The sequence below is a fragment of the Achromobacter sp. genome, assembly GCF_057314935.1.
Window position 1 is genome coordinate 17489 of the sequence record NZ_DBHKZA010000045.1, and the last position, 20124, is coordinate 37612.

The 20124-nt window shown below is 66.2% G+C and carries 22 protein-coding genes; 6 read left to right on the forward strand and 16 right to left on the reverse strand.

The genetic code is table 11. From position 1 onward, the window contains the following. Positions 1-213: 213 nt before the first annotated feature. From ACO6D5_RS17520 to ACO6D5_RS17535, 4 genes are all read right to left on the reverse strand, one after another. Complete coding sequence (locus ACO6D5_RS17520; RefSeq protein ID WP_485826061.1) at positions 214-1407, reverse strand: ribosomal protein uL16 3-hydroxylase; 1194 nt, start codon at positions 1405-1407, stop codon at positions 214-216. Continuing rightward, complete coding sequence (gene mutS, locus ACO6D5_RS17525; RefSeq protein ID WP_485826062.1) at positions 1404-4073, reverse strand: DNA mismatch repair protein MutS; 2670 nt, start codon at positions 4071-4073, stop codon at positions 1404-1406. Before mutS ends, ACO6D5_RS17520 begins: the two co-directional genes overlap by 4 nt. Positions 4074-4178: 105 nt before the next feature. Continuing rightward, entirely contained in the window at positions 4179-4484 is a 306-nt protein-coding gene (locus ACO6D5_RS17530) for a hypothetical protein (protein WP_485826063.1), read from the reverse strand. Positions 4485-4622: 138 nt separating this feature from the next. Further along, complete coding sequence (locus ACO6D5_RS17535; RefSeq protein WP_485826064.1) at positions 4623-5516, reverse strand: LysR family transcriptional regulator; 894 nt, start codon at positions 5514-5516, stop codon at positions 4623-4625. A gap of 114 nt (positions 5517-5630) precedes the next feature. Between ACO6D5_RS17535 and ACO6D5_RS17540 the strand changes: the two genes are divergently transcribed. From ACO6D5_RS17540 to ACO6D5_RS17550, 3 genes are all read left to right on the forward strand, one after another. Next, complete coding sequence (locus ACO6D5_RS17540; protein WP_485826079.1) at positions 5631-6650, forward strand: NAD-dependent epimerase/dehydratase family protein; 1020 nt, start codon at positions 5631-5633, stop codon at positions 6648-6650. Between the two features lie 73 nt (positions 6651-6723). Next, positions 6724-7629, forward strand: coding sequence for an aldose 1-epimerase (locus ACO6D5_RS17545; RefSeq protein ID WP_485826065.1), 906 nt, complete (start codon positions 6724-6726; stop codon positions 7627-7629). 84 nt (positions 7630-7713) lie between these two features. Further along, positions 7714-8070, forward strand: coding sequence for a hypothetical protein (locus ACO6D5_RS17550; protein WP_315528037.1), 357 nt, complete (start codon positions 7714-7716; stop codon positions 8068-8070). Positions 8071-8127: 57 nt separating this feature from the next. Here the strand turns inward: ACO6D5_RS17550 and ACO6D5_RS17555 are convergent, their stop codons facing one another. The 3 genes from ACO6D5_RS17555 to ACO6D5_RS17565 all read right to left on the reverse strand — a co-directional run bounded on the left by ACO6D5_RS17555 (position 8128) and on the right by ACO6D5_RS17565 (position 10380). Next, entirely contained in the window at positions 8128-8367 is a 240-nt protein-coding gene (locus ACO6D5_RS17555) for a hypothetical protein (protein WP_315528035.1), read from the reverse strand. A 173-nt stretch (positions 8368-8540) separates the two neighbouring features. Continuing rightward, positions 8541-9554, reverse strand: a complete 1014-nt coding sequence (locus ACO6D5_RS17560) for a zinc-binding alcohol dehydrogenase family protein (RefSeq protein ID WP_485826066.1) — start codon at positions 9552-9554, stop codon at positions 8541-8543. Between the two features lie 31 nt (positions 9555-9585). Beyond that, positions 9586-10380 carry an SDR family NAD(P)-dependent oxidoreductase gene (locus ACO6D5_RS17565; RefSeq protein ID WP_485826067.1) on the reverse strand — a complete coding sequence of 265 codons (795 nt, stop codon included), beginning with the start codon at positions 10378-10380 and terminating at the stop codon, positions 9586-9588. A 112-nt stretch (positions 10381-10492) separates the two neighbouring features. On the opposite strand from ACO6D5_RS17565, the gene ACO6D5_RS17570 reads away from it, so the two are divergent. After that, complete coding sequence (locus ACO6D5_RS17570; protein ID WP_485826068.1) at positions 10493-11395, forward strand: LysR family transcriptional regulator; 903 nt, start codon at positions 10493-10495, stop codon at positions 11393-11395. Positions 11396-11407: 12 nt separating this feature from the next. Here the strand turns inward: ACO6D5_RS17570 and ACO6D5_RS17575 are convergent, their stop codons facing one another. Continuing rightward, positions 11408-11929, reverse strand: a complete 522-nt coding sequence (locus ACO6D5_RS17575) for a DUF6496 domain-containing protein (RefSeq protein ID WP_315528030.1) — start codon at positions 11927-11929, stop codon at positions 11408-11410. A 183-nt stretch (positions 11930-12112) separates the two neighbouring features. On the opposite strand from ACO6D5_RS17575, the gene ACO6D5_RS17580 reads away from it, so the two are divergent. Continuing rightward, complete coding sequence (locus tag ACO6D5_RS17580) at positions 12113-12328, forward strand: dodecin (protein ID WP_315528028.1); 216 nt, start codon at positions 12113-12115, stop codon at positions 12326-12328. A gap of 874 nt (positions 12329-13202) precedes the next feature. On the opposite strand, the gene ACO6D5_RS17585 is transcribed toward ACO6D5_RS17580, so the two are convergent. Both ACO6D5_RS17585 and hpxZ read right to left on the reverse strand, forming a co-directional pair. Next, positions 13203-13757 (reverse strand): NAD(P)H-dependent oxidoreductase, encoded by a 555-nt coding sequence (locus ACO6D5_RS17585; RefSeq protein WP_315528027.1) that lies wholly within the window; start codon positions 13755-13757, stop codon positions 13203-13205. 126 nt (positions 13758-13883) lie between these two features. After that, complete coding sequence (hpxZ, locus tag ACO6D5_RS17590) at positions 13884-14258, reverse strand: oxalurate catabolism protein HpxZ (RefSeq protein ID WP_315528026.1); 375 nt, start codon at positions 14256-14258, stop codon at positions 13884-13886. Between the two features lie 209 nt (positions 14259-14467). Here hpxZ and ACO6D5_RS17595 point away from each other — a divergent pair, with 209 nt between their 5' ends. Next, positions 14468-15010, forward strand: a complete 543-nt coding sequence (locus ACO6D5_RS17595) for an antibiotic biosynthesis monooxygenase (RefSeq protein WP_485826069.1) — start codon at positions 14468-14470, stop codon at positions 15008-15010. A gap of 21 nt (positions 15011-15031) precedes the next feature. On the opposite strand, the gene ACO6D5_RS17600 is transcribed toward ACO6D5_RS17595, so the two are convergent. The 6 genes from ACO6D5_RS17600 to ACO6D5_RS17625 are packed head-to-tail and all read right to left on the reverse strand — an operon-like array spanning position 15032 to position 20022. Further along, complete coding sequence (locus tag ACO6D5_RS17600; RefSeq protein ID WP_315528023.1) at positions 15032-15739, reverse strand: GntR family transcriptional regulator; 708 nt, start codon at positions 15737-15739, stop codon at positions 15032-15034. A gap of 36 nt (positions 15740-15775) precedes the next feature. Continuing rightward, positions 15776-17164 (reverse strand): AtzE family amidohydrolase, encoded by a 1389-nt coding sequence (locus tag ACO6D5_RS17605; RefSeq protein WP_485826070.1) that lies wholly within the window; start codon positions 17162-17164, stop codon positions 15776-15778. Further along, on the reverse strand, positions 17161-17343 hold the full coding sequence (locus tag ACO6D5_RS17610) for an AtzG-like protein (protein ID WP_315528021.1): 183 nt from the start codon (positions 17341-17343) through the stop codon (positions 17161-17163). Before ACO6D5_RS17610 ends, ACO6D5_RS17605 begins: the two co-directional genes overlap by 4 nt. A gap of 39 nt (positions 17344-17382) precedes the next feature. Continuing rightward, the gene (locus ACO6D5_RS17615; protein WP_315528020.1) at positions 17383-18204 is read right to left on the reverse strand and encodes an ABC transporter ATP-binding protein; all 822 of its coding nucleotides are present in this window, start codon (positions 18202-18204) and stop codon (positions 17383-17385) included. Next, entirely contained in the window at positions 18205-19011 is an 807-nt protein-coding gene (locus ACO6D5_RS17620; protein WP_315528019.1) for an ABC transporter permease subunit, read from the reverse strand. Positions 19012-19014: 3 nt separating this feature from the next. After that, a complete protein-coding gene (locus ACO6D5_RS17625; protein ID WP_485826071.1) occupies positions 19015-20022 on the reverse strand; it encodes an ABC transporter substrate-binding protein in 1008 nt (335 codons plus the stop codon). Between the last annotated feature and the right edge of the window lie 102 nt (positions 20023-20124).

Here is a 20124-nt window from a genome sequence, read left to right on the forward strand (position 1 = left end):
GGACTCCTGTAGATGACGACTCTTGAAACCCCCTTAGGGGAAACCAGAATCCAGGCTACAGGAAGCTGAAGGCCGATCGCGTGTGAAAGTTAAAAAGGTCGCATCCCAACGGCAACAAACCTTTCAGCTACGTGTTATGTCTTTCCTGATGTGACTGTACGCATAGACCTGATTGCGTTCTGTGCAAGTCAGATACGCGTACGTGTCTGGATACTACGCCGGCACGTATCGGATCCACCCCGAATCCAGCCAGTCCGCCAGGCAGGAACGGGCGTCGTCGGAAAGTTTCGCGCAGGCCGGGTCGGCGCACTCCAGGCTGCGGGCATCGGCCAGCGTGCGCAGGGCGGCGTCGGCCGGCGTCATTGCGGTTTCGCCGTTGATGAACAGCTGCTTGCCGCGATACAGCATGCGGCTACGGCGATCCAGCACCAGGCGCCCCGACGCGGGCCAGTCTTCTTCCAGGTCAACGTCCATGCCCTCGGGCGCGTCGAACACGCTGAGATTGTGCGGTTCGGTCAGCCAGCAACCCAGGAAACGCGAAGCCAGCGCATCGTCGAAGCGCAGCTTTTCGACGGTCGCGAGCGTGGCGTCCACCAGGGCATCTGGCAGGGCCGCCGGCGTGTCGACGGCGGGTTGGCCCGGGTCGCGATAGACGGCGGACAGCTTGGGGCCGGGCAGTGCCGGTTCACCGTAGGGCCCGCCCAGCAGGCCGACGCGGGCCATTACCTGGTCAGCGGCGGCCTCCAGCAGCCCGCGTGCAAGCGTGGCCTGCGTGGGGGCGCGGAACCCGATCGAGATGGTCATGCAGCCGTCGCCCATGGCGATGCCGTCGTGGGCGGCCTGCGGCGGCAGATAGAGCATGTCACCGGGGACCAGCACGGCCTTTTCTTCCGGCTGGAAGTTGCTGAGGATCTTCAGCGGCAGGCCGGGCTCCAGCGACAGGTCCTTCTGGCGGCCGTAGCGCCATTCGCGTTCCCCGGCGGCTTGCAGCAGGAACACGTCGTAGCTGTCGAAGTGGGGGCCCACGCCGCCGCCATGGCTGGCGATGCTGATCATCACGTCGTCCAGGCGAGCATCGGGAATGAAGCGGAACAGCCCCATCAGTTCAGACGCCGCATCGCTCAGCAGGTCCACGCTTTGAATCAGCAGCGTCCAATCGCCTTCGTTGTCTTTGGGCAGGCGCGCGAACGGGCCGTTTTCCATTTGCCATTCGCCGTTCTCACGCCAGATCAGGCGCGACTCGACATCGTCGCGGCGAGCGAGCTTCTTGATGGCCGCGATCGTCAGCGGCGGCTTGAAGCCGGGGATGGCCTGGCGGATCAGCAGCGGCTTGCGCTGCCAATAGCGGCGCATGAAGTCGTTGGGGCTTTGATTGCCCAGCAGCGGCAGGCGTTGGTCGAGGTTCATTGAAGGTGCTTCTTTAGACGGTAGAGGGCATCCAGCGCTTCGCGCGGGGTAAGACTGTCGGGGTCGATGGCGGCAAGCGATTCGCGCAAGGCGTCCAGCGCCTCGATCGCGTCCGAGCGCTCGGTCTCGGCGTAGGCCTGCGCGTCGGCGTCTGCTGCAGCCGAGAACAGGCCCAACTGCGGTGTGGGCGCGCCCTGTGCTTCAAGGCGTTCGAGTTCGCGTGTGGCCTGGCGGATCACAGCTGCCGGCACGCCGGCGCGTTGCGCCACCTGGATCCCGTAACTGCGGCTGGCCGGGCCTTCGCGCACTTCGTGCAGGAAGACGATGCCGCTGGCTGATTCCGCCGCCGCCAGGTGCACGTTGGCGGACGCCGGTTGCTCAGCCGGCAGGCGGGTCAGTTCGAAGTAGTGGGTGGCGAACAGCGTCAGCGCGCGGTTGTGCGCCAACAGGCGGCAGGCGATGGCCCACGCCAGCGCCAGGCCGTCGTAGGTGGACGTGCCGCGGCCGATCTCGTCCATCAGCACCAGGCTGTTGGGCGTGCTGGCCGACAGGATGGCGGCCGCCTCGGTCATTTCCATCATGAAGGTCGAGCGTCCGCCTGCCAGGTCGTCGGCCGCGCCGATACGAGTGAAGATGCGGTCGATCTTGCCGATGCGGGCGCGCGTGGCGGGCACGAAGCTGCCGATGCGCGCCAGCAGCACGATCAGCGCCACCTGCCGCATGTAGGTCGATTTACCGCCCATGTTCGGGCCGGTGATCAACAGCATGCGGCGCGCCGGGTCCAGGCGGCACCCGTTGGGCGTGAAGCGTTCGATGGCGTGTTCCACCACCGGGTGGCGGCCGGCCTCGATATCGATGTCGGCCTGCTCGGACAAGTCGGGCGCCATCCAGTCGTGGCGGCGCGCGTGGTCGGCCAAGGCGGCCAGCGTGTCCAGTTCGGCCAGCGCGGCCGCGCAGTCCGACAGGGGGCGCACGTGTTCGGCCAGCACGTCCAGCAGTTGCTCGAACAGCCACTTTTCACGCGCCAGCGAACGGTCCTGCGCGGACAGCACCTTGTCTTCCCACGTCTTCAATTCAGGCGTGATGTAGCGTTCGGCGTTCTTCAGCGTCTGGCGGCGGCGGTAATCTTCCGGCACCTTGGCCGTCTGGCCCTTGGAGACTTCGATGTAGAAGCCATGCACGCGGTTGAATTCCACGCGCAGGTTGTTGATGCCCGTGCGCTCGCGCTCGCGGGCTTCCAGCTGGATCAGGAAGTCGCCGCCGTCGGCCGCCAGGCCGCGCAGCTCGTCCAGTTCGGCATCGAAGCCGGCGGCCAGGACGCCACCGTCGCGGATGGCGACAGCGGGCTCCGGCGCAATCGCGCGGACAAGCAGTGCGGCCAGCGCCGGGTCCACGGACAGGTGCGAGATCAGTTCACCCAGACGCGGCGAGTCGGACATGGGTTCGACCAGGTCCCGCAAGGCAGGCAGGGATTCCAGCGCATCGCGCAGGCTGGCCAGTTCGCGCGGGCGCACCGAACGCAGCGCCAGGCGCGCGGCGATGCGTTCGATGTCGGGGAAGGCGTTCAGCGCGGCGCGCAGCGCTTCCAGCAGGCCTGCCGAGCCTAAGCCGGCCGCGCCGAAGGCCTGCTCGACGTCCATGCGGCCGGCCAACAGCGCCGAGATGGCTTGCTGGCGCGCCAGCGCCTGCTCGTTTTCGCGCAGCGGGTGGTGCAGCCACCGGCGCAGCAGCCGGCTGCCCATGGGCGTGCGGCAGCCATCCAGCAGCGAGAACAGCGTGGGCGAATCTTCACCCGACAGCGTTTGCGTCAGTTCCAGGTTGCGGCGGGTCACCGGGTCCAGCAAGACGTACTGGCCCGGGCGCTCGGCCGACAGGCTTTGCACGTGGGCCAGCGCCTGCGACTGCGTACGCGCCGCATAGCGCAGCAGCGCGCCGGCCGCGCAGACGCCTGCGGGCATGTCTTCGATGTCGAATCCGGCCAGCGTATCGGTCTTGAAATGCGCCAGCAGATGCGCGCGCGCGCCGTCGCTTTCAAAGTGCCAGTCCGGCACGCGGGCACGGGCGCCTTCGAACGGGAAATCGAAGTCGGCGCTGTCGGCGCAGATGACTTCCGCGGGCGCGATGCGGTGCAGTTCGGATTCCAGCTGCGCCGGTGCGCATTCGGTCACGCGGAATTCGCCGCTGGCCAGGTTCAGCCAGGCCAGGCCGGCGCGCGGGGCGCGGGCGTTGCCGGTGACGAACACGGCGGCCAGCGCGCGGTCCGCCTTGGCAGGCAGCAGGGCGTCGTCGGTCAGCGTGCCCGGCGTGACGATGCGCACGATGCGGCGTTCGACCGGCCCCTTGGACGCGGCCGGATCGCCGATCTGTTCGCAGATGGCAATCGATTCGCCCATCGCGACCAGGCGGGCCAGGTACTGCTCCATGGCGTGCACGGGCAGGCCGGCCATCGGGATCGGGATGCCGTTGGACGAGCCGCGCTTGGTCAGCGTCAGATTGAGCAGACGCGCGCCGCGCTCGGCATCTTCATAGAACATTTCATAGAAGTCGCCCATGCGGTAGAAGAGCAGCAAGGGGCCAGCCTCCGCTTTCAGGCGGAGGTACTGCTGCATCATGGGGGTGTGGCCCGCGTGGGCGTCGGCGGCGGTGTTTTGTGTTGCTGAATTCATGCCCGTGATTGTATCGGGCCGGAGCGGGGGGCAGGGAAGGGGATGGGACTTGTTTGTCCGGGCGCATTCGCGCGTGCGCGGGATTGCCGTCCGGCACTTGTCCTGCTAGTCGATGCGCAACGCGAAATCCCGTCCAAACGCGTGGACGCCTTTGCCGTCGACCGTGCCGGCGGGATCGCAGATCCCGTTGCGCGTGACGACCACCGCCACGCCGACGAACGCGAGGCGAACCGCGAACTTCCAGAACTGGGCTTCGGAAACCGGGGCCAGCCGGAAAGGTTCGCCGTCGATCACCAAGGCGCTGGGAGGGGGGACGAGTCCAAGCGACCATTTGATGGCCGTACCCAGCATTGCGAACTGCGCCCCGACCGTGACGGGTCTGACCTGGAACAACTGGACTCGGTTTGCCATGATGTGTGGCCCCTTCGTGATCCAGTCCAGAATATCAGACTTGGATCAGTGAGTGCCCTAGGGATTTCAGCATGCGGGTAGTCCAAGATTTGCGACGAGGCGCCATTGTCCAGCCCCCGGGGAATCGCGGCGAGCCGCCTATTGCTGGCTCGTATGCGCCAGCAGGCATTGCACCAATGCATCAAACACCGCCCTGCAGCGCGGACTGTGGCGCAGGTCTTCATGCATGGTGACCCAGGTGTCCAGCAGCAGGGCGCAGGATTCGGGCAGCACGCGGACGAGCTTCCTGTCGCGCGCAGCTAGCGCGGCCTGGCAAAAGCCGATGCCGGCGCCTGCGCGGATCAGCGCCAATTGGGCCAGATCGCTGTCGGCCCGCATCGACAAGGCTTCGCGGGTCCAGGCAGGGAAAGCCTTCCGGGCGGTGCGCAGGAAAGGCGTTTCCTCGTCGAAGCCGATCAGCGTGTGGCGGGCCAGATCGGCCGGCGTGGCCGGGGTGCCGTGTTGCCGTAGATAGTCCTTGCGCGCATACAGGCCGATCACGACGTTGCCCACATGGCGCGCGATCAGCTGTTCCTGTTTGGGCGGTGCCATGCGCACGGCGATGTCGGCCTCGCGCTGCAGCAGGTTTTGCACGCGGTTGGTCGCGACCAGTTCCAGCTTCAGCCCGGGATGCTCGCGCCGCAGCCGCGCCAGCGCGGGCGGCAGGACTTCGATGCCGACGACTTCGCTGGCGGAGATCCGGACGGTGCCGGATACGCCGGGGCCATGTGCGGCCGCCGCGCGCTCCAGCGCTGCGGCGGTACTGCGCATGGCCTCGGCGTAGCCGCGCAGGGATTCTGCCGCTTCGGTGGGCAGCAGACCGACCTGCGAGCGCGTGAACAGGACTTGGTTCAGCGCGGTTTCCAGCGCAGATACATGGCGTCCGACGGTGGGCTGCGTCAGGTCCAGCGCGCGCGCGGCGCCAGAGAGCGAACCCTCGGTCAGCACCGCGAGAAAGCTGCGGTAAAGCTCCCAGCCGATCGTGTTGGTCATGCATAAATGTATAGCTGCACCCACATGTTGGGCAATTTATTTTCTTCTGCACGCAGCGCAGACTGGCGCCTTCGCATACCGCTCAGGAGCCAGCAGATGGCGCACGCACAAGCAATGCCCCCGGAATCCGGCTTGGACCGATCGCGGGAATCCACGGTGCTGGTGCTGGGCGCCACGGGGGGCGTGGGCGGCGAGTCGGCGCGGCAATTGCGCGACGCGGGCTGGCAGGTACGGGCCGTCAAGCGCGGGCTGCCCGAGGACAGGCTCGAGCGTGACGGCATCGTCTGGTTGCGGGGAGATGCGATGCGCCGCGAAGACGTGGCGCGAGCAGCGCGGGGATGCAGCGTGATCGTGCATGCGGTCAATCCGCCCGGGTATCGGCGCTGGGGCGAACTGGTGCTGCCGATGATCGACCACACGATCGCTGCCGCCATCACGGAACGCGCCACGATTGTGTTGCCGGGCACGGTTTACAACTATGGGCCGGACGCCTTTCCCCTGTTGACCGAGGATGCGCCACAGCATCCCCTGACCCGGAAAGGCGCAATCCGCGTCGAGCTCGAACGGCGCCTGCAGGCGGCCAGCGGGCGGGGCGCCCGCGTGATCGTGCTGCGCGCAGGCGATTTCTTTGGACCTCAGGCGGGCAACAGCTGGTTCTCGCAAGGTCTTGTGACGCCCGGCCGGCCGGTGGCGGCCGTCAAGCTGCCGGGGGACCCGGGTGTGGGGCACCAATGGGCGTATCTGCCGGATGTGGCGCGCACGATGGTGGCGCTGCTGGCGCAGCGGTCGGCGCTTGCGCCGTTCGAGAATTTCCACATGGCGGGCCATTGGGACGAAGACGGCCTGCGCATGGCCACGTCGATCCAGCGCGCGGTGGACCGGCACGGCGGCCACGCGTCGTTGCGCGCCTTTCCGTGGTGGCTGGTCCGCCTGGCCTCGCCCTTCGTGCCGACGCTGCGCGAGTTGCTGGAGATGCGCTATCTATGGCGCACGCCGGTGCGGATGGACAACGCGCGCCTACGGGCCGTGCTGGGCGACGAGCCGCGCACGCCGCTGGACCTGGCCGTTGCGAACACGCTGCGCGGATTGGGTTGCCTGCCCGCGGCGAGCGGCGCGATGGCGTCGTCGCGGTAGCCGAACTTGCCGCGCAGGTGCGCCGGCGTCACAATCTTGCGACGCGGCACTGTGACTGCCGCGGGAGCCGCAGATGCAGGAATACCCTTTTGCCGACCCCTTGGATGCGACCGAGCGCGTCGTCATTTCAGGCGGTGGGCATCAAGCCGAATTCGCGCCCGGCGGCGGTGGACGCCTGACCCGCTTGTCGACCGGCGCGTTGGATTGGATCGTGCCGCTGACCCCGACCCAATGGCCGGCGGGCAAATGGCCGCGGGCGGGGTCCTACCCCTTGGCGCCGTATTCCAACCGTATCCGCGGCGGCGTGTTCACCTTCAATGGCGCGCGGCATGCGCTGCAATCCGTGGCGGGCCGCCCGAATGCGATACATGGCGCCGGCCTGTTCCAGGCGTGGCAGGTGCGCAACCATGCGGCAGACAGCATCGATCTGGTGCTGAGTCAGCCGGCCGGCGTGCTGGGATGGCCCTGGCCGTTTGAATGCGTGCAGCGCTACCGGCTGGACGCACGCGGGTTGAGCTTGTCGTTGAGCATCACGAATCAGGGCGATACGCCCATGCCCTTCGGCTTGGGCATCCATCCTTACTTCACCGCCGAGCGGGTCACATTGAATGCGCGGCGGGTGTGGCCGGCCGATGCGGACGGCATACCGACGGGCAGCCAGGTCAAGCATGTGCGCGAGTTGCGCCAGTCGGCCGAAGGGTGCGATACCTATCTGTCGCAATGGGAAGGGCGCGCCACGCTGCACTGGGCGGATGGGCGCGAACTGGCGCTGCACGCGGATGCCGCGTTTGCGCATCTTGTGGTCTATACCGCGCCGGGCTCGGACTTCCTGTGCGTGGAGCCGGTCACCAATGTGGCGGATGCCTTCAACCGGGCAGCCGAGGGCGATACGCGCACGGGCATGCGGACGCTGGAGCCGGGAGCGCGGTTCAGCGCCACCTGCCTGCTGGGCCTGGCCCTGCCGCGCGCCCCGCGCTGAAGCGCGCCGCGTCAGAACGCAGTGCTTGGTAAGCGCCCGTTCCTCCGGCGATAATCCGGGCAAATCCAACCCAGGAGTCCCTACGTGAAAAAGCTCAGCACCGAACAATTGCAGGCCGCGGCCGAGACGCTGCGCCGGGTGCAGGAGAAGCTGGCCCGCTCGGGCAGCCTGCCGCTTGAGCCCACCATCTACGCCAGCGCCAAGGGTTTCCGGCGCAATGTGCCCGAGTATGTCTGGGCTTGGTTGTCGGGCCTGCTGGCGCCGCACAAGAGCCTGGCGTCGTGGATGGACACGCATCAGGCCGGGTGGCGCGACGGCAAGACGCCTGCCGCGGTGGTGTACGCCCGCACGGAAAAGGGCTGGTTCGATTGGCTGATCACGGAACTCGACGCCGAGATCAATGATCCGCATGCCCGCGCCAAGCGGGAAGGGCGCGGCTAGGCCACGGCCTGGCGTTCTACGCTGACCAGGGGCCGGTGCCGTGCCGGGCCCCGGGCTTCAGCCTTGAGCGCGCCCGGCGCGTACCCGCGCCAACAGGTGGAAGGCCGTTTCCAGTACGGCTGCCGCCACCAGGGCAGCCAGAATGGAGCCAAAGACCAGCGAGTCCCACAGCCGTGGCGGGCCGACGCGGAACTGGACGGTGTCGAACACCATGCCGGCTGCGACGCCGGCCACGATGACGGCTTTCCAGCCCTGCAGCGGGGCCAGCCGAAGCATCAGCAAGGTAAACGCGACCATCCCCCACAGGAGCGGCTCTAGCGTTTGATCGATCAAATGGGCAAGCAGGGGAAGCTCCCGGTAATTTTCGTGCGGAACAGTCCGCCCGCGTTTTTACCGCTTTCTCGCCTGAATGGCGAGGGGCCCCGCCCGAAACGGGCGAAGCCCCTGGGACGCCCCGGGACGCGTCCGGTTCAGAACCCTTCCAGCACCACCTTGCCCTGCGCCTTGCCGCTTTCGATGAACGCGTGGGCGCGGCGCAGGTTTGCGGCGTTGATTGTGCCGTAGTGCTCGCCCAGCGTCGTGCGCAGGGTGCCGTTGTCGATCAGGCGGGCGGCCTGGTTCAGCAGTTCGTGCTGGGCGATCATGTCGGGCGTGTTGTGCAGGGGGCGCGCGAACATGAATTCCCAATGCAACGATGCTGATTTGCCTTTGAGCAAGCGGACGTCGATGGCGGCCGGGTCGTCGATCAGCGCGATCTTGCCCTGCGGGGCGATTGCTGCCGCCATCTGCGGAAAGTGCTTGTCGGTCTGGTTCAGGCCGGCGATATAGCTGACCTGATCGAAACCGAGGCGCTTGAGCTCTTCGGTCAGGGGCTTGCTGTGGTCGATGACATGGTGAGCGCCCAGCTCGCGCACCCAGGCTTGCGTCTCGGGCCGCGAGGCGGTGCCGATCACCGTCAGGCCGGTCAGCTGGCGCGCCAACTGGACCAGGATCGACCCCACGCCGCCGGCCGCGCCGATGACAAGCAGAGTGTGCTGGCTGGGCGCGGCGTTGTCGAGCACGCGCAGGCGGTCGAACAGCAGTTCCCAGGCGGTGATGGTCGTCAACGGCAGGGCTGCGGCCTGGGCGAAGTCCAGGCTGTCGGGCATGCGGCCGACGATGCGCTCGTCGACGACATGGCGTTCGCTGTTGGCGCCGGGCCGGTTCAGCGCGCCGGCATACCAGACTCGGTCGCCGGGCTTGAACAGGCTGGTCTTGGCGCCCACCGCGCGCACGATGCCGGCGGCGTCCCAACCGATGATCTCGGGTTGACCGTCCTTGGGCGCGCGGTTGGCGCGGATCTTCACGTCTACCGGGTTGACGGAAATGGCGTGCACGTCGACCAGCAGGTCGTGGTCGCCGGGCACGGGCTCGGCAAGCGTGATGTCTTGAAGGGCGTCGGCGTGGTCGGCGGGCAGGTTCTTGAAATAGGCGATGGCTTTCATGGGGCGGCTCGGTTCGGGGTAAGGGCGTGGATCACAGGATGGAGCGGACGACGCCGCCATCGACGCGCAACGCGGCGCCATTGGTGGCCGAGGCTTGCGTGGAGCACGTGTAGACGACCATATTGGCCACTTCTTCCACCGTGGCCAGGCGGCGCAGCAGCGATGTCGGGCGGTGCTGGGCGATGAAGTCCCGTTCCATGTCGTCCTGGGACACGCCTTGTTCCTTGGCCATTTCGGCGAAGAAGTCGGCCACCCCTTCCGAGCGCGTCGGGCCGGGCAGCACCGCGTTGACCGTGACGCCGGTGCCGGCGGTCAGTTCGGCCAACCCGCGCGACACGCCCAGCAGCGCCGTCTTGCTGACGCCGTAGTGGATCATCTCGGCGGGGATCTGCACGCCGGATTCGCTCGAGATGAAAATGATTCGGCCCCAGTTCGCGGCCATCATGCGCGGCAGGTAGTAGCGCGACAGGCGGATGCCGCTCATGACATTGGTGTCCATCATCGCCTGCCAGTCATCGTCGGTGATTTCGGTGAAGGACTTGGGGGCGAAGAAGCCGGCGTTGTTGACCAGGATGTCCACATCGGGATGGGCGGCGCAGACCGATGCCGCGCCATCGGCGGTGGCCAAGTCTGCCTGCACGGTGCTTACGCGGGCAGCCGGGAGTTTCCGGGTGATGGCCTCGGCCGCGTGGGCAAGCTTGTCGGCATTGCGGCCATGCAGCACGACTTCGGCGCCGGCTTCGGCCAACCCGAGGGCGATGGCCAGCCCGATGCCGCCAGACGATCCGGTGACCAGGGCCTTCTTGCCGTTCAGTTCGATTTTCATACGGTGACTCCAAAGGTGTCGGGGAACAGGGCCATGATTACCCAGTCCGCAGCAATGAAAAACCGGCTAGCATCCGACTCAGTTTCAATATTTTTTTGAAAATGAGGCGATCATGGTCCGGTTCGAGGACTTGAGGATCTTCGTGGCGGCGGCCGATCACGGCAGCTTTTCCGCCGCGGCGCGTGAACTGGACTTGACGCCGGCCGTCGCCAGCGCCGCGCTCAAGCGCCTGGAGCTGACGCTTGAGACGCGCCTGTTCGTGCGCTCGACGCGCAGCCTGCGGCTGACCAGCGATGGGGAGCGCTACCTGGAGTACGCCCGGTCGGCGATTGCCACGCTGGAAGCCGGCAAGAACGCGATGGCCCGCGACAAGACGGCCATTTCGGGCACGCTGTCGGTATCCATCCCCTCGGACCTTGGGCGCCATGTGTTGTTGCCCTGGCTGGATGATTTCCAGCACCAGCATCCGCGCGTCAGTTTCCAGGTACGCATCAGCGACCGGCTGGCCGATCTCTACCGCCAGCCCGTCGATATCGCCATCCGCTACGGGACGCCGAACGACTCTGCGCTGGTGGCCCTGCCGCTGGCCGAGCACAACCGTCGCGTCGTGTGCGCGTCGCCCGCCTATCTGGCTCGCCATGGCGTGCCCCAGGCGCCCGCCGATTTGCGCCGCCACAACTGCCTGTCGTTCGTGCTGGGCGAGACCTTGCATGACCGTTGGACCTTTGAACGCGAAGGCACCAGCACGACCGTGCCCGTCAAGGGCGACCGCGTGGGTGATGACGGCGACCTGGTGCGGCGTTGGGCGCTGGCCGGACACGGCGTGGCCTACAAGTCACGCTACGACGTGCTATCGGACCTGCGCGCGGGCAGGCTGGTCGAGCTGCTGCCGGACTACGTCACCGAACCCTCTCCCTTGTACCTGCTGTGCGTGCATCGCATGCTGCTGTCGCCAGCCGTCAAACGCATGCGCGAATTCCTGCAGGAACGGTTCAGGCTCTTCGACGCGGGCTAGGCGCTGCCCTGGTCAACGCGCGGCGCGATGGTGCGCGCCGCCCGCCTCCTTGTTCGCTGCTCGCGTGCGGGCTGCCTTCTTCGCTGCGGCAGACCGTCCGGCCGCACCCTTGGTGGCCGCCGCTTTCTTGGCGGCAGCCGAACGGTCTGCGGCGGTGCGACGGCCAGCCGTCTTGGTGGCCTGGCGCGACAGCGCGGCGCGCGAGGCGGGCTGGGCGCTTTCCTTTTTCAATGCGGTCGTGGTGGCGCGGGCGCGCGTGGCGGACTTGGCGTGCCCCGCCTTGGCGGCATGGGTGTCTTGCTCAGCCTTGCGCCGGGTCGCCGCGCTGGCGCTCTTGGAGGCCGGCAGCTTGACGCCGGCGCGGCGCGCTTTCGACAGGCCGATCGCGATGGCCTGTTTGGCGGACCGCACGCCGTGCTTGCCTTCGCGGACGTGGTCAATTTCTTCGCGTACGAATTCTCCGGCCTGCGTCGACGCCGACTTGCCTTGGCGTTTGTCTCGCTGGGCTCGTTCCAGGGTTTTGCGTTCAGGCATGGTGGTCTCCTGGCTGGGTTGCGGGAGCGAATGCCGTCGCCTGTCGAGACCGGGCGACGGAACTCGTAACACCACTCTATCGCTGCGGAGGTATCCTGTGTGTTCGAATGGATTGCCGGTCGTAAGCGCCGGAAAGGTCCGCGCGCCGACGGTTCACGACTCACCCCTATGCGGAGACGAGCTATGTCGAATCATGTCTACAAGCAAATCGAACTGGTGGGCTCCTCCACCAAGTCCACGGATGATGCGATCTCCAAAGCCATCGCGCGCGCCTCGGAGACGCTGCGCAACCTGGATTGGTTCGAGGTCACGGAAGTGCGCGGCCACATCAAGAACGGCAAGGTGGCGCATTGGCAGGTCGGGTTGAAAATCGGCATGCGGCTGGAAGGGGACAAGTAATGTCCCATCGCTGCGTCTTTTTTGAGCAGCGATTCCAAGTGGCTGTCGGATAAGGACTTTTCGGGCTTGTTATCCGACTGTTCATAGGCTTGTCCACATTCGATGGGGACAAGCCTGTCCGCTTATCCCCATCGCCTTGCATCGCAAAATGTCGAGCCGCTTGGCGCGCGCGATTGAGCGTTCTTTGCCCGCTCCGTCCAAGTCCTTGCCGCATAAGGGATTTTTGCGACTACCCGCACACTGTCCTCAGGCTTATCCACATTTGGCGGGGACAACCCGGGCCCGAAATCGGATGCCTGGGCCTTTCTTGACCACCCCCTGCAGGGCATTGATATCACAGGGGATTTCTGACCTGCCCTCAAGCTGTCCTCATGCTTTTCCACAGAATGCTGGGACAAATCCACATGCGACAGGGCGGGCGCAAAAGGCCTGGACGGGCATCCAGGCTTTTCGTGGATAAATGCGCTGAAACTCATCCAAAAGGATGATTGCGCATTGTTTGACCACCCCGTGCAAGTCGTTGGCATGACAGGAGATTTCGGGTCTACCCCAAAGCTGTCCTCAACGTTCTCCACAGTTGGCGGGGATAAGTTGGCCCCCACGCTGCGCGCGCATTGCGCGCTTGCTGCCCCCCGAGGGGGCTGCGCCGCCTTGGGGCGGCCCGGCGGCGGCGCGGCAATATTTCTGAGCGCCGTGGTTTCCTACTGAGCATTCCGTAATTTTTTCCGTGTACGAAAGCGGTGTCGATCTCTCTGAACGGCCGCGTTCCATTCCAAAAAAAAGCCCCCCGACGCATCGGGGGGCTTGATCGCCCGGAGGTAGATCGGGCGATCGGTGCCGGCCGGGCCGTGGCCCTGGCCGGCAGCGGCGGCGATCAGCTGTTCAGCTTCTTGACCCAATCCACGTAGCGGTCAATCCAGCCTTGCAGGAATTTGCGCGTGCCTTCGTTGGTGATGTTGAACTGGTCATCCACCAGGCCTTCCGTGTATTGCAGGAAGACTTCGGGCGTGGTCAGCGTATTGGCGCCTTCGGCGGCCAGGATGTTGCGCAGGTGCTGCTGCATCATCGCGGTGCCCGCGGCGCTGGGCGATGCGCCGACGATGCCGACGGCCTTGCCGGGCCATGAATTCTGGCCCCACGGGCGCGAGCCCCAGTCGATGGCGTTCTTGATGGCGGCGGGCAGCGAACGGTTGTGCTCGGGCGAGACGAACAAGATGCCTTGCGCGTCGGCGATCTGCTGCTTGAGCTTGGCGGCCGGCGCGGGCAGGTTGTTCTCGTTGTCCTGGTTGTAGAGCGGGATGTCGCCCAGGCTCACGTACTCGAACTTGAAATCGGCAGGAACCAGCTTTTCAAGCGCACGCGCCAGTCGCAGATTGATGGAGGCGGCGCGCAGGCTTCCGACGAAAACAGCAATCTTGTAGGTGCTCATGGGGCGGGTGCTCCAACGGAAAATGGAATGCCCAGTGTAGACCTGGACAGCGGCCTGCTCAATGCCGATTCCGAATATCGTTATCGCATGCCGGCCGGTCAAGTGTGGCGGTGTGCAGTGACAGCCCTATGTCATCAGGCTGACGTGTGCGGACACCACGCGCCAACCCGCAGGCGTGCGCATCCAGGTCTGGCTTTGGCGGCCGATGCGGTCGCTGCCGTCGCGCTGGAATTCCAGGTTGGCGGTGGCGAAGTCGGTGCCATAGGTGGTGATGGCCGTGCGCAGCACGCGGCGGGCCAGGCCTTGCGGCGCGCGCGCGGCCCGGAAGGCACGGATCGCGTCGTAGCCGTACAGGTTTTCGCCCGCGCCGTAGCGCAAGGTGTGCGGGCTATCCCAAAAGAGGGTGTCCAGCACGTCCACCTGGTTGTTGACCAGCGCGGTCTCGTAGCGCTCGAACGCCGCTGTCACTTCCGCCACGACCGCTGGCAGGTTGATTTCCATACGTCTTCTCCGCATGCACCGTTCTGGTGCGAGTTCTAGGGTAATCACCAATATGGTGTCTGGTGCGGTGCGTCAATTCTCCGCTCGGGCATGCGCAGCGCCATTCACCCAGGAGGATTGCTGCGCCGCAAGGCTGGCATGCCGCTTGCTAGGGTTAACACTGCATTTGCACGACATAACACGCTGCACCGCTGCCCAGGAGTTCCGCCATGTCCAGTTCCGCCCTTTCCGCCCCGGTCACCATGCTGGTCACCCGGCACATCGCGCCCGAGCGCTACAGCGATTTTCTGTCCTGGATGCGCCAAGGCGAAATCCTCGCGGCGGGCTTTCCGGGTTTTCTGGGGTCTGGGGTGCTGCAGCCGCCCGAAGGCGGCGACCAGTATCAGATCGTGCTGCGTTTCACCGATGCGGCGAGCCTGAACCGCTGGGAAAAATCCTTGCCGCGCCGGATGTGGCTGGAGCGCGGGGCGACGCTGGTGCGGGCCAGCCACGAGCACCGGGTCAGCGGCACAGACGGTTGGTTTGCGCCCAAGGTCGCCAGCGCGCCGCCGCGCTGGAAGCAGGCCGTCAGCATCTGGCTGGCCTACTTTCCGGTGCTGCTGGTGTTTTCGATACTGGTCAGCGAGCACTTGAGCATCCTGCCGATATTCTGGCGCGTGTTGATCACCAGCGTGATCCTGACGCCCATCATGGTGTTTGTCTGCATTCCCGTCATCACGCGCGTGCTGCAGCGCTGGTTGCGCGCGGGATGAAGGCATCCCCGGCTTCCAGGCTCAAGCCGCCTTCGCGCGGCGCGTGGAATACAGGCGGTGCAGTGTGATCTTGCGCACGGCCGTCTGGCTGTCCTGGATATGGGATTGCAGCAGCCGGGCGGCTTCCGGCGCGTCGCGCGCCAGCAGGGCGCGCAGGATGGCGCCATGTTCCTCGTAGGTCGTGCCGACGCGGTCGGGCAAGGTGAAGTCCAGCCGCCGCACGATGCGGATGCGTTCGGTGGCCGCGCGGTGCACGCGCGATATCTCGGGATTGCCGGCCGCGGCCACCAGGTCGATGTGGAAGCGTTCGTCCAGGTCGGCCAGCCACTCGCCGTCGCTGGAGCGTTCGTTCTCGTCCACCAGCCAGATGTCCGCCAGGGCATGCAGCGCACGCGCCGGGTCGGGCGCCTGGCCCGGCGAGCACAGCGCATGCACGGCCGCGATTTCCAGCACGCTGCGCAATTCATAGAAGTGGTCCAGCGTATTGAAGTCCAGCGGCTTGACCAGCCATCCATTGCGTTGCCGCACTTCCAGATAACCTTCGCGTTCCAGCCGGAACAGCGCTTCGCGCACGGGTGTGCGGCTGACTTGCAGACGGTCGGCGATCTCGGTTTCCGTGAAGCGGTCGCCCGGGGCAAGCCGGAAATCCAGGATGTCCCGTTTCAGCGACCCGTAGGCGGTATCGGCCAGCGTGCGCGGCATGTCGATGGCGGTGAAAGCGGTTTCCATAGCATTGCCTTGAAAGGGGGCTGGGAGAGGGGCGGTTCAGGGGGTACGGATCCGGGATACGCCAGCCTGCTCCAGCGCGTAGGCGGCGCCAAGGCAGTCGGCTTCGCGCCAGGGCGCGCCGATCAGTTGCACGCCTAGCGGCAGATGGCCGTCCTGCTCGGTTTCGGGCCAGGTGGGCGCTGTGCAGACCGGCAGGCCGATGCAAGAGATCGGTTGCGTCAGGAGCCCCATGCTGGCGCGCGCCGGCAAGGACTTGCCGGCCAGCGTCAACCAGTCGGTCCCGACTCTGGTGGCGGAAACGGGCGTGGCGGGCGCGATCAGCACGTCATACTGGTCGAACAAGGCCAGCGCTTCGCGATAGACTCGATGGCGCACACGCTGCGCCTGTTGCACCCAGGCGGCGGGCACCAGGCTGCCTGCGACCAGGCGGTCGCGGGAATGCGGTTCGTAATAGTCGTAGTGCGTGACGAGCCTGCGGCGATGCAGCGCACCTCCTTCCGCCGCGGTGATGATGAAGGCGGCGGCACGGGCCTGCGCCGCGCTGGGCAGTTCGACGACCGCGGTGGCGTCCAGTGCGCGGGCGGCGATCTCGACGGCGCGGCGCGCCTGCGGGCCCGTCCATTGCGCGAAGTAGCCGCCCAGGACCGCGACGCGCAGGTTGCGCGTACCAGCGCGCAGGCCAGGCAGCACGGGATCGGGGGCGTATTGCGCGCAGGCCGCGTCATCGGCGTCCGGGCCTTGCAAGGCATCGTAGGCGGCAGCCAGGTCGCTGGCGCTGGCGGCGAAGGGCCCCAGATGGTCCAGGCTGCCTACAAAGGGGAAGGACCCCGTGCGCGGCAGGCGGCCCAAGGTGGGCTTCAGGCCGAAGATGCCGCATAGCGACGCCGGCACGCGGATGGAGCCGTTGGTGTCCGATCCCAACGTCAGCGGCACCAGGCCGCCCGCCACGGCGGCGGCGCTGCCGCCGGACGAGCCGCCCGCGATGCGGGTGGTGTCGTGCGGGTTGCGGCATGCGCCGTAATGGGTGTTCTCGGTGGTGAAGCCGTAGGCGTGCTCATCCATGTTCAGCGCGCCGACCAGCACCGCCCCGGCATCGCGCATGCGCGTGACCAGCCGCGCATCCTGGCGGGCCGGCGCGTTGGAGGCATTGACCCGTCCGCCGGCCAGCGTGACTTCGTCGGCGATGTCGAACAGGTTCTTCACCGCGTAGGGCACGCCTGCCAGCGGCGGCAACGGCTCGCCGTGGGCGCGACGCGCGTCGACGGCGGCGGCTTCCTGCCGGGCGCGGGCTTCCGTGACCGCGGTAAAGCAGTTGTAGCGAGGATCGTGTTCTCGGATGCGCGCCAGCGTGGCGTCCAGTACGGCCACGGCGCTGCGCTCGCCGCTGGCGACCTGGCGGGCGATGTCTGCGGCGGGGCCGGTCACGGGCGGAACACCGAAGCCGATTCCAGCTCCACCGGCAGCGCTTCGTCGACGAAGCTGGCGGCGATGTCGTGAATGCGCGAGAACTGCTGCACGACCTCGGCCGTGGTGGATTCGCGCAAGGCATACCCCGACAGCGCCAAGGCGCTGCGCACATATTGATCGATGGTTTCCTGGGTCATGGCGGACTCTCCCGGAGGACTGGATGGTGAGGGGCTGGCTTACTTGCGCACTTCGCGCTGGAAGATTTCCAGGCTGAGCTTCTTCATCTGGATGAAGCTGGGTTCGGACAGCGTTTCCACGGTGCGGGGGCGGGCGTCGGCGTAGTCCAGGATTTCGGCCACGCGCGTGGGCCGCTTGGTCAGGAGCAGGATCTGGTCGGCCAGGTACACGGCTTCTTCCAGGTCGTGCGAGACCAGCAGCATGGTGGTGCCCGTCTGCAGGAAGACTTCCTGCAGTTTTTCGCGAATGAACAGCGTCATCTCGAAATCCAGCGCCGAGAACGGCTCATCCAGAAACAGCACCTCGGGTCCGGGCGCCAGGGCGCGCATGATGGACGCCGTCTGCTGCTGGCCGCCCGACAATTCATAGGGATAGCGCTTCAAGTCGAACTTCACGTCGAAGGAGGCCACCAGTTCTTCCACGCGCGCATCCACTTCGGCTTTGCTGCGGCCTTCCAGGCGCAGCGGATAGGCGATGTTGTCGATCGTGCGCAGCCACGGGAACATGGCCTCGCGGTAGTTCTGGAAGACGTAGCCGATCTTGGTCTGCGCCAGCGACTTGCCGTCGAACAGGATCTCGCCGGCGTCGATGGGGATCAGCCCCGCGATCATGTTGATCAGCGTGGACTTGCCGCAGCCGTTGGGGCCGAAGACCGAGACGATCTTGCCTTTGGGGATGTCCAGGTTGAAGTCTTCGTACAGCGGCCAGCCCGCGAAGTACTTGGTCAGTCCGCGGATCGTGATGTGGGTGCCCAGCGGGCCGGGCGCGAAGGGCGCTGCGGCGGGCGCGGGGGCGATGATGGGGTTGATGACGGTGGACATTTATCGGCCGCTCCAGTGGACCACGCGTTTTTCCAGCATGAGAAAAAGAATGTTCAGCACATAGCCCAGGGCGCCAGCCGCCAGGATCGATGCGTACATCTCGCGCACGTTCAGCACCTGCTGCGCATTGATGATGCGGTTGCCCAGCCCGCTGTCCGAGCCGATGAACATTTCGGCCACGATCACGATCACCAGCGCCATCGATACGCCGCTGCGCAGGCCGACGAACGTGGGCTGCAGGCTTTCCCAGATCAGCACGTCCTTGAAGATCTGCCACCGCGATGCGCCCATCACGCGCGCGGCCATCACGCGCTGCTTGCGCGCATTGATGACGCCGTAGGCGCTGTTGAACAGGATGACCAACACCGCCGCGAACGCGGCGATGGCGATCTTGTTCATGTCGGTCACGCCGAAGATCATCAGGAACAGCGGGATCAGCGCGGAAGACGGGGTGGACCGGAAGAAGTCCACCAGGAATTCGACGCTGCGATACGCCTTTTCATTGCTGCCAAGCAGCACGCCCAGCGGCACGCCGATGACGCCGGCGATGATGAAGGCCTGCAGCGTGCGGTTCAGGGACGACAGGAAGTCCCATAGCAGCGGGCCTCCCGCCAGGCCCTTGACCAAGGCCACGATCGTGGCGCTGGGCGTGGGCAAGAGTACGGGGCTTACCAGTTGCAGGCGCACCACCAGGTCCCACACCACGAACAGCGCCAAGGGGCCTATCAGCGGCAGGAGGCGCGTTGCGTTGAACCTGGCGGGCGGCTTCTTCGCCGTGGGGGCGCCGCTTGCGGTGGTTGCGGTCATGGATCAGCCCTTGTAGAGCATGGTCGATACGTCGACCTTCTGCGCGAAGATGCCCTTGTCGGTGAACAGGTCGAAGAATTTCTGGAAGTACTGGATGTCGCTGGGCGTGAACTCGTTGTAGAGCGTGTAGGCGGCCAGCGGCACGGCTTCGGTCATCGGGCCTTCGATGGCGGTGTAGCCCTTCATGAAGGGGCGCGCCTCTTCGGGCTTGGTGCGGATCAGTTCGATGCCGCGCGCGTAAGCGGCGATGAACTTCTTGCTTTCTTCAGGATGCTTTTTCAGGAAGGCGGTGGTCAGCGAGGCCGATCCCCCGAACCATGGCGCCATCGCATCGCCCAGCACGTACTTGGCGATGACGCCGGTTTCCAGCACGCGGGTGGTGCCGTTCAGGCGGCCCACGGTGCCCGTGGGCTCCAGCGTGTAGCAAGCGTCCAACTGGCCGGCGGCAACCGCGGCGACGTGCTGGCTGATCGCCAACTCGACCACGGTTGCCCCGGTTGCGCCGGCGCGCTCCAATACTGCTTTGGCCAGCGTGGCGTTCTGGATGCCGGGTCCAGATCCGACCTTTTTCCCCTTGAGGTCTGCGATGGATTTGATGGGACTGTCTTTCGCGACGATGAACTCGTCCAGCACGTTCTTGGCGTTGCTGGGATTGGAAGCGAAAATCTTGAACAGGCCGGGCGAGGCGATTTCGCCGATGGCTAGGTTCGCCGAGCCGGTGCCATTGGCGCTGCCGTCCGCGCGCCCGGCCAGCATGGCTTCCATGACCTGCTGGGCGCCGGCGAACTTCAGCGGTTCGACGTTCAGGCCGGCTTCCTTGAAGTAGCCTTTTTCGATGGCGGCGTAGAAGGGCAGGCCAGCGGCCACGGGCCAGAAGCCGATGCGGATCACCGGCCCTGACTGCGCGCGCACCAGGGCGGGCGCAGCCAGCGTCGCGGCGCCCAACGCGGCCCCCTGGATCAGGCGGCGGCGGGTGGCGTTGAAGGCGTAGGGCGCATTGCGGTTGATCATGGGGGCTCCTGGTGTGCTCTCGGTGTTTCCGGTGACGGCGCTTGCCTTGTAGACAAGCTTGCATACCAGTCACCAAGCAAGACCCGTGCCAACTTTTTCCGA

Coding starts and splice junctions, on each gene's coding strand:
- hpxZ (WP_315528026.1), bottom strand. CDS start 14,258: ATGGAAATCAACCTGCCAGCGGTCGTGGCGGAAGTGACAGCGGCGTTC.
- ACO6D5_RS17625 (WP_485826071.1), bottom strand. CDS start 20,022: ATGATCAACCGCAATGCGCCCTACGCCTTCAACGCCACCCGCCGCCGC.
- ACO6D5_RS17580 (WP_315528028.1), top strand. CDS start 12,113: ATGTCGAATCATGTCTACAAGCAAATCGAACTGGTGGGCTCCTCCACC.
- ACO6D5_RS17540 (WP_485826079.1), top strand. CDS start 5,631: ATGCCCCCGGAATCCGGCTTGGACCGATCGCGGGAATCCACGGTGCTG.
- ACO6D5_RS17530 (WP_485826063.1), bottom strand. CDS start 4,484: ATGGCAAACCGAGTCCAGTTGTTCCAGGTCAGACCCGTCACGGTCGGG.
- ACO6D5_RS17565 (WP_485826067.1), bottom strand. CDS start 10,380: ATGAAAATCGAACTGAACGGCAAGAAGGCCCTGGTCACCGGATCGTCT.
- ACO6D5_RS17575 (WP_315528030.1), bottom strand. CDS start 11,929: ATGCCTGAACGCAAAACCCTGGAACGAGCCCAGCGAGACAAACGCCAA.
- ACO6D5_RS17610 (WP_315528021.1), bottom strand. CDS start 17,343: ATGACCCAGGAAACCATCGATCAATATGTGCGCAGCGCCTTGGCGCTG.
- ACO6D5_RS17555 (WP_315528035.1), bottom strand. CDS start 8,367: ATGGTCGCGTTTACCTTGCTGATGCTTCGGCTGGCCCCGCTGCAGGGC.
- ACO6D5_RS17545 (WP_485826065.1), top strand. CDS start 6,724: ATGCAGGAATACCCTTTTGCCGACCCCTTGGATGCGACCGAGCGCGTC.
- mutS (WP_485826062.1), bottom strand. CDS start 4,073: ATGAATTCAGCAACACAAAACACCGCCGCCGACGCCCACGCGGGCCAC.
- ACO6D5_RS17520 (WP_485826061.1), bottom strand. CDS start 1,407: ATGAACCTCGACCAACGCCTGCCGCTGCTGGGCAATCAAAGCCCCAAC.
- ACO6D5_RS17620 (WP_315528019.1), bottom strand. CDS start 19,011: ATGACCGCAACCACCGCAAGCGGCGCCCCCACGGCGAAGAAGCCGCCC.
- ACO6D5_RS17570 (WP_485826068.1), top strand. CDS start 10,493: ATGGTCCGGTTCGAGGACTTGAGGATCTTCGTGGCGGCGGCCGATCAC.
- ACO6D5_RS17615 (WP_315528020.1), bottom strand. CDS start 18,204: ATGTCCACCGTCATCAACCCCATCATCGCCCCCGCGCCCGCCGCAGCG.
- ACO6D5_RS17600 (WP_315528023.1), bottom strand. CDS start 15,739: ATGGAAACCGCTTTCACCGCCATCGACATGCCGCGCACGCTGGCCGAT.
- ACO6D5_RS17595 (WP_485826069.1), top strand. CDS start 14,468: ATGTCCAGTTCCGCCCTTTCCGCCCCGGTCACCATGCTGGTCACCCGG.
- ACO6D5_RS17535 (WP_485826064.1), bottom strand. CDS start 5,516: ATGACCAACACGATCGGCTGGGAGCTTTACCGCAGCTTTCTCGCGGTG.
- ACO6D5_RS17560 (WP_485826066.1), bottom strand. CDS start 9,554: ATGAAAGCCATCGCCTATTTCAAGAACCTGCCCGCCGACCACGCCGAC.
- ACO6D5_RS17585 (WP_315528027.1), bottom strand. CDS start 13,757: ATGAGCACCTACAAGATTGCTGTTTTCGTCGGAAGCCTGCGCGCCGCC.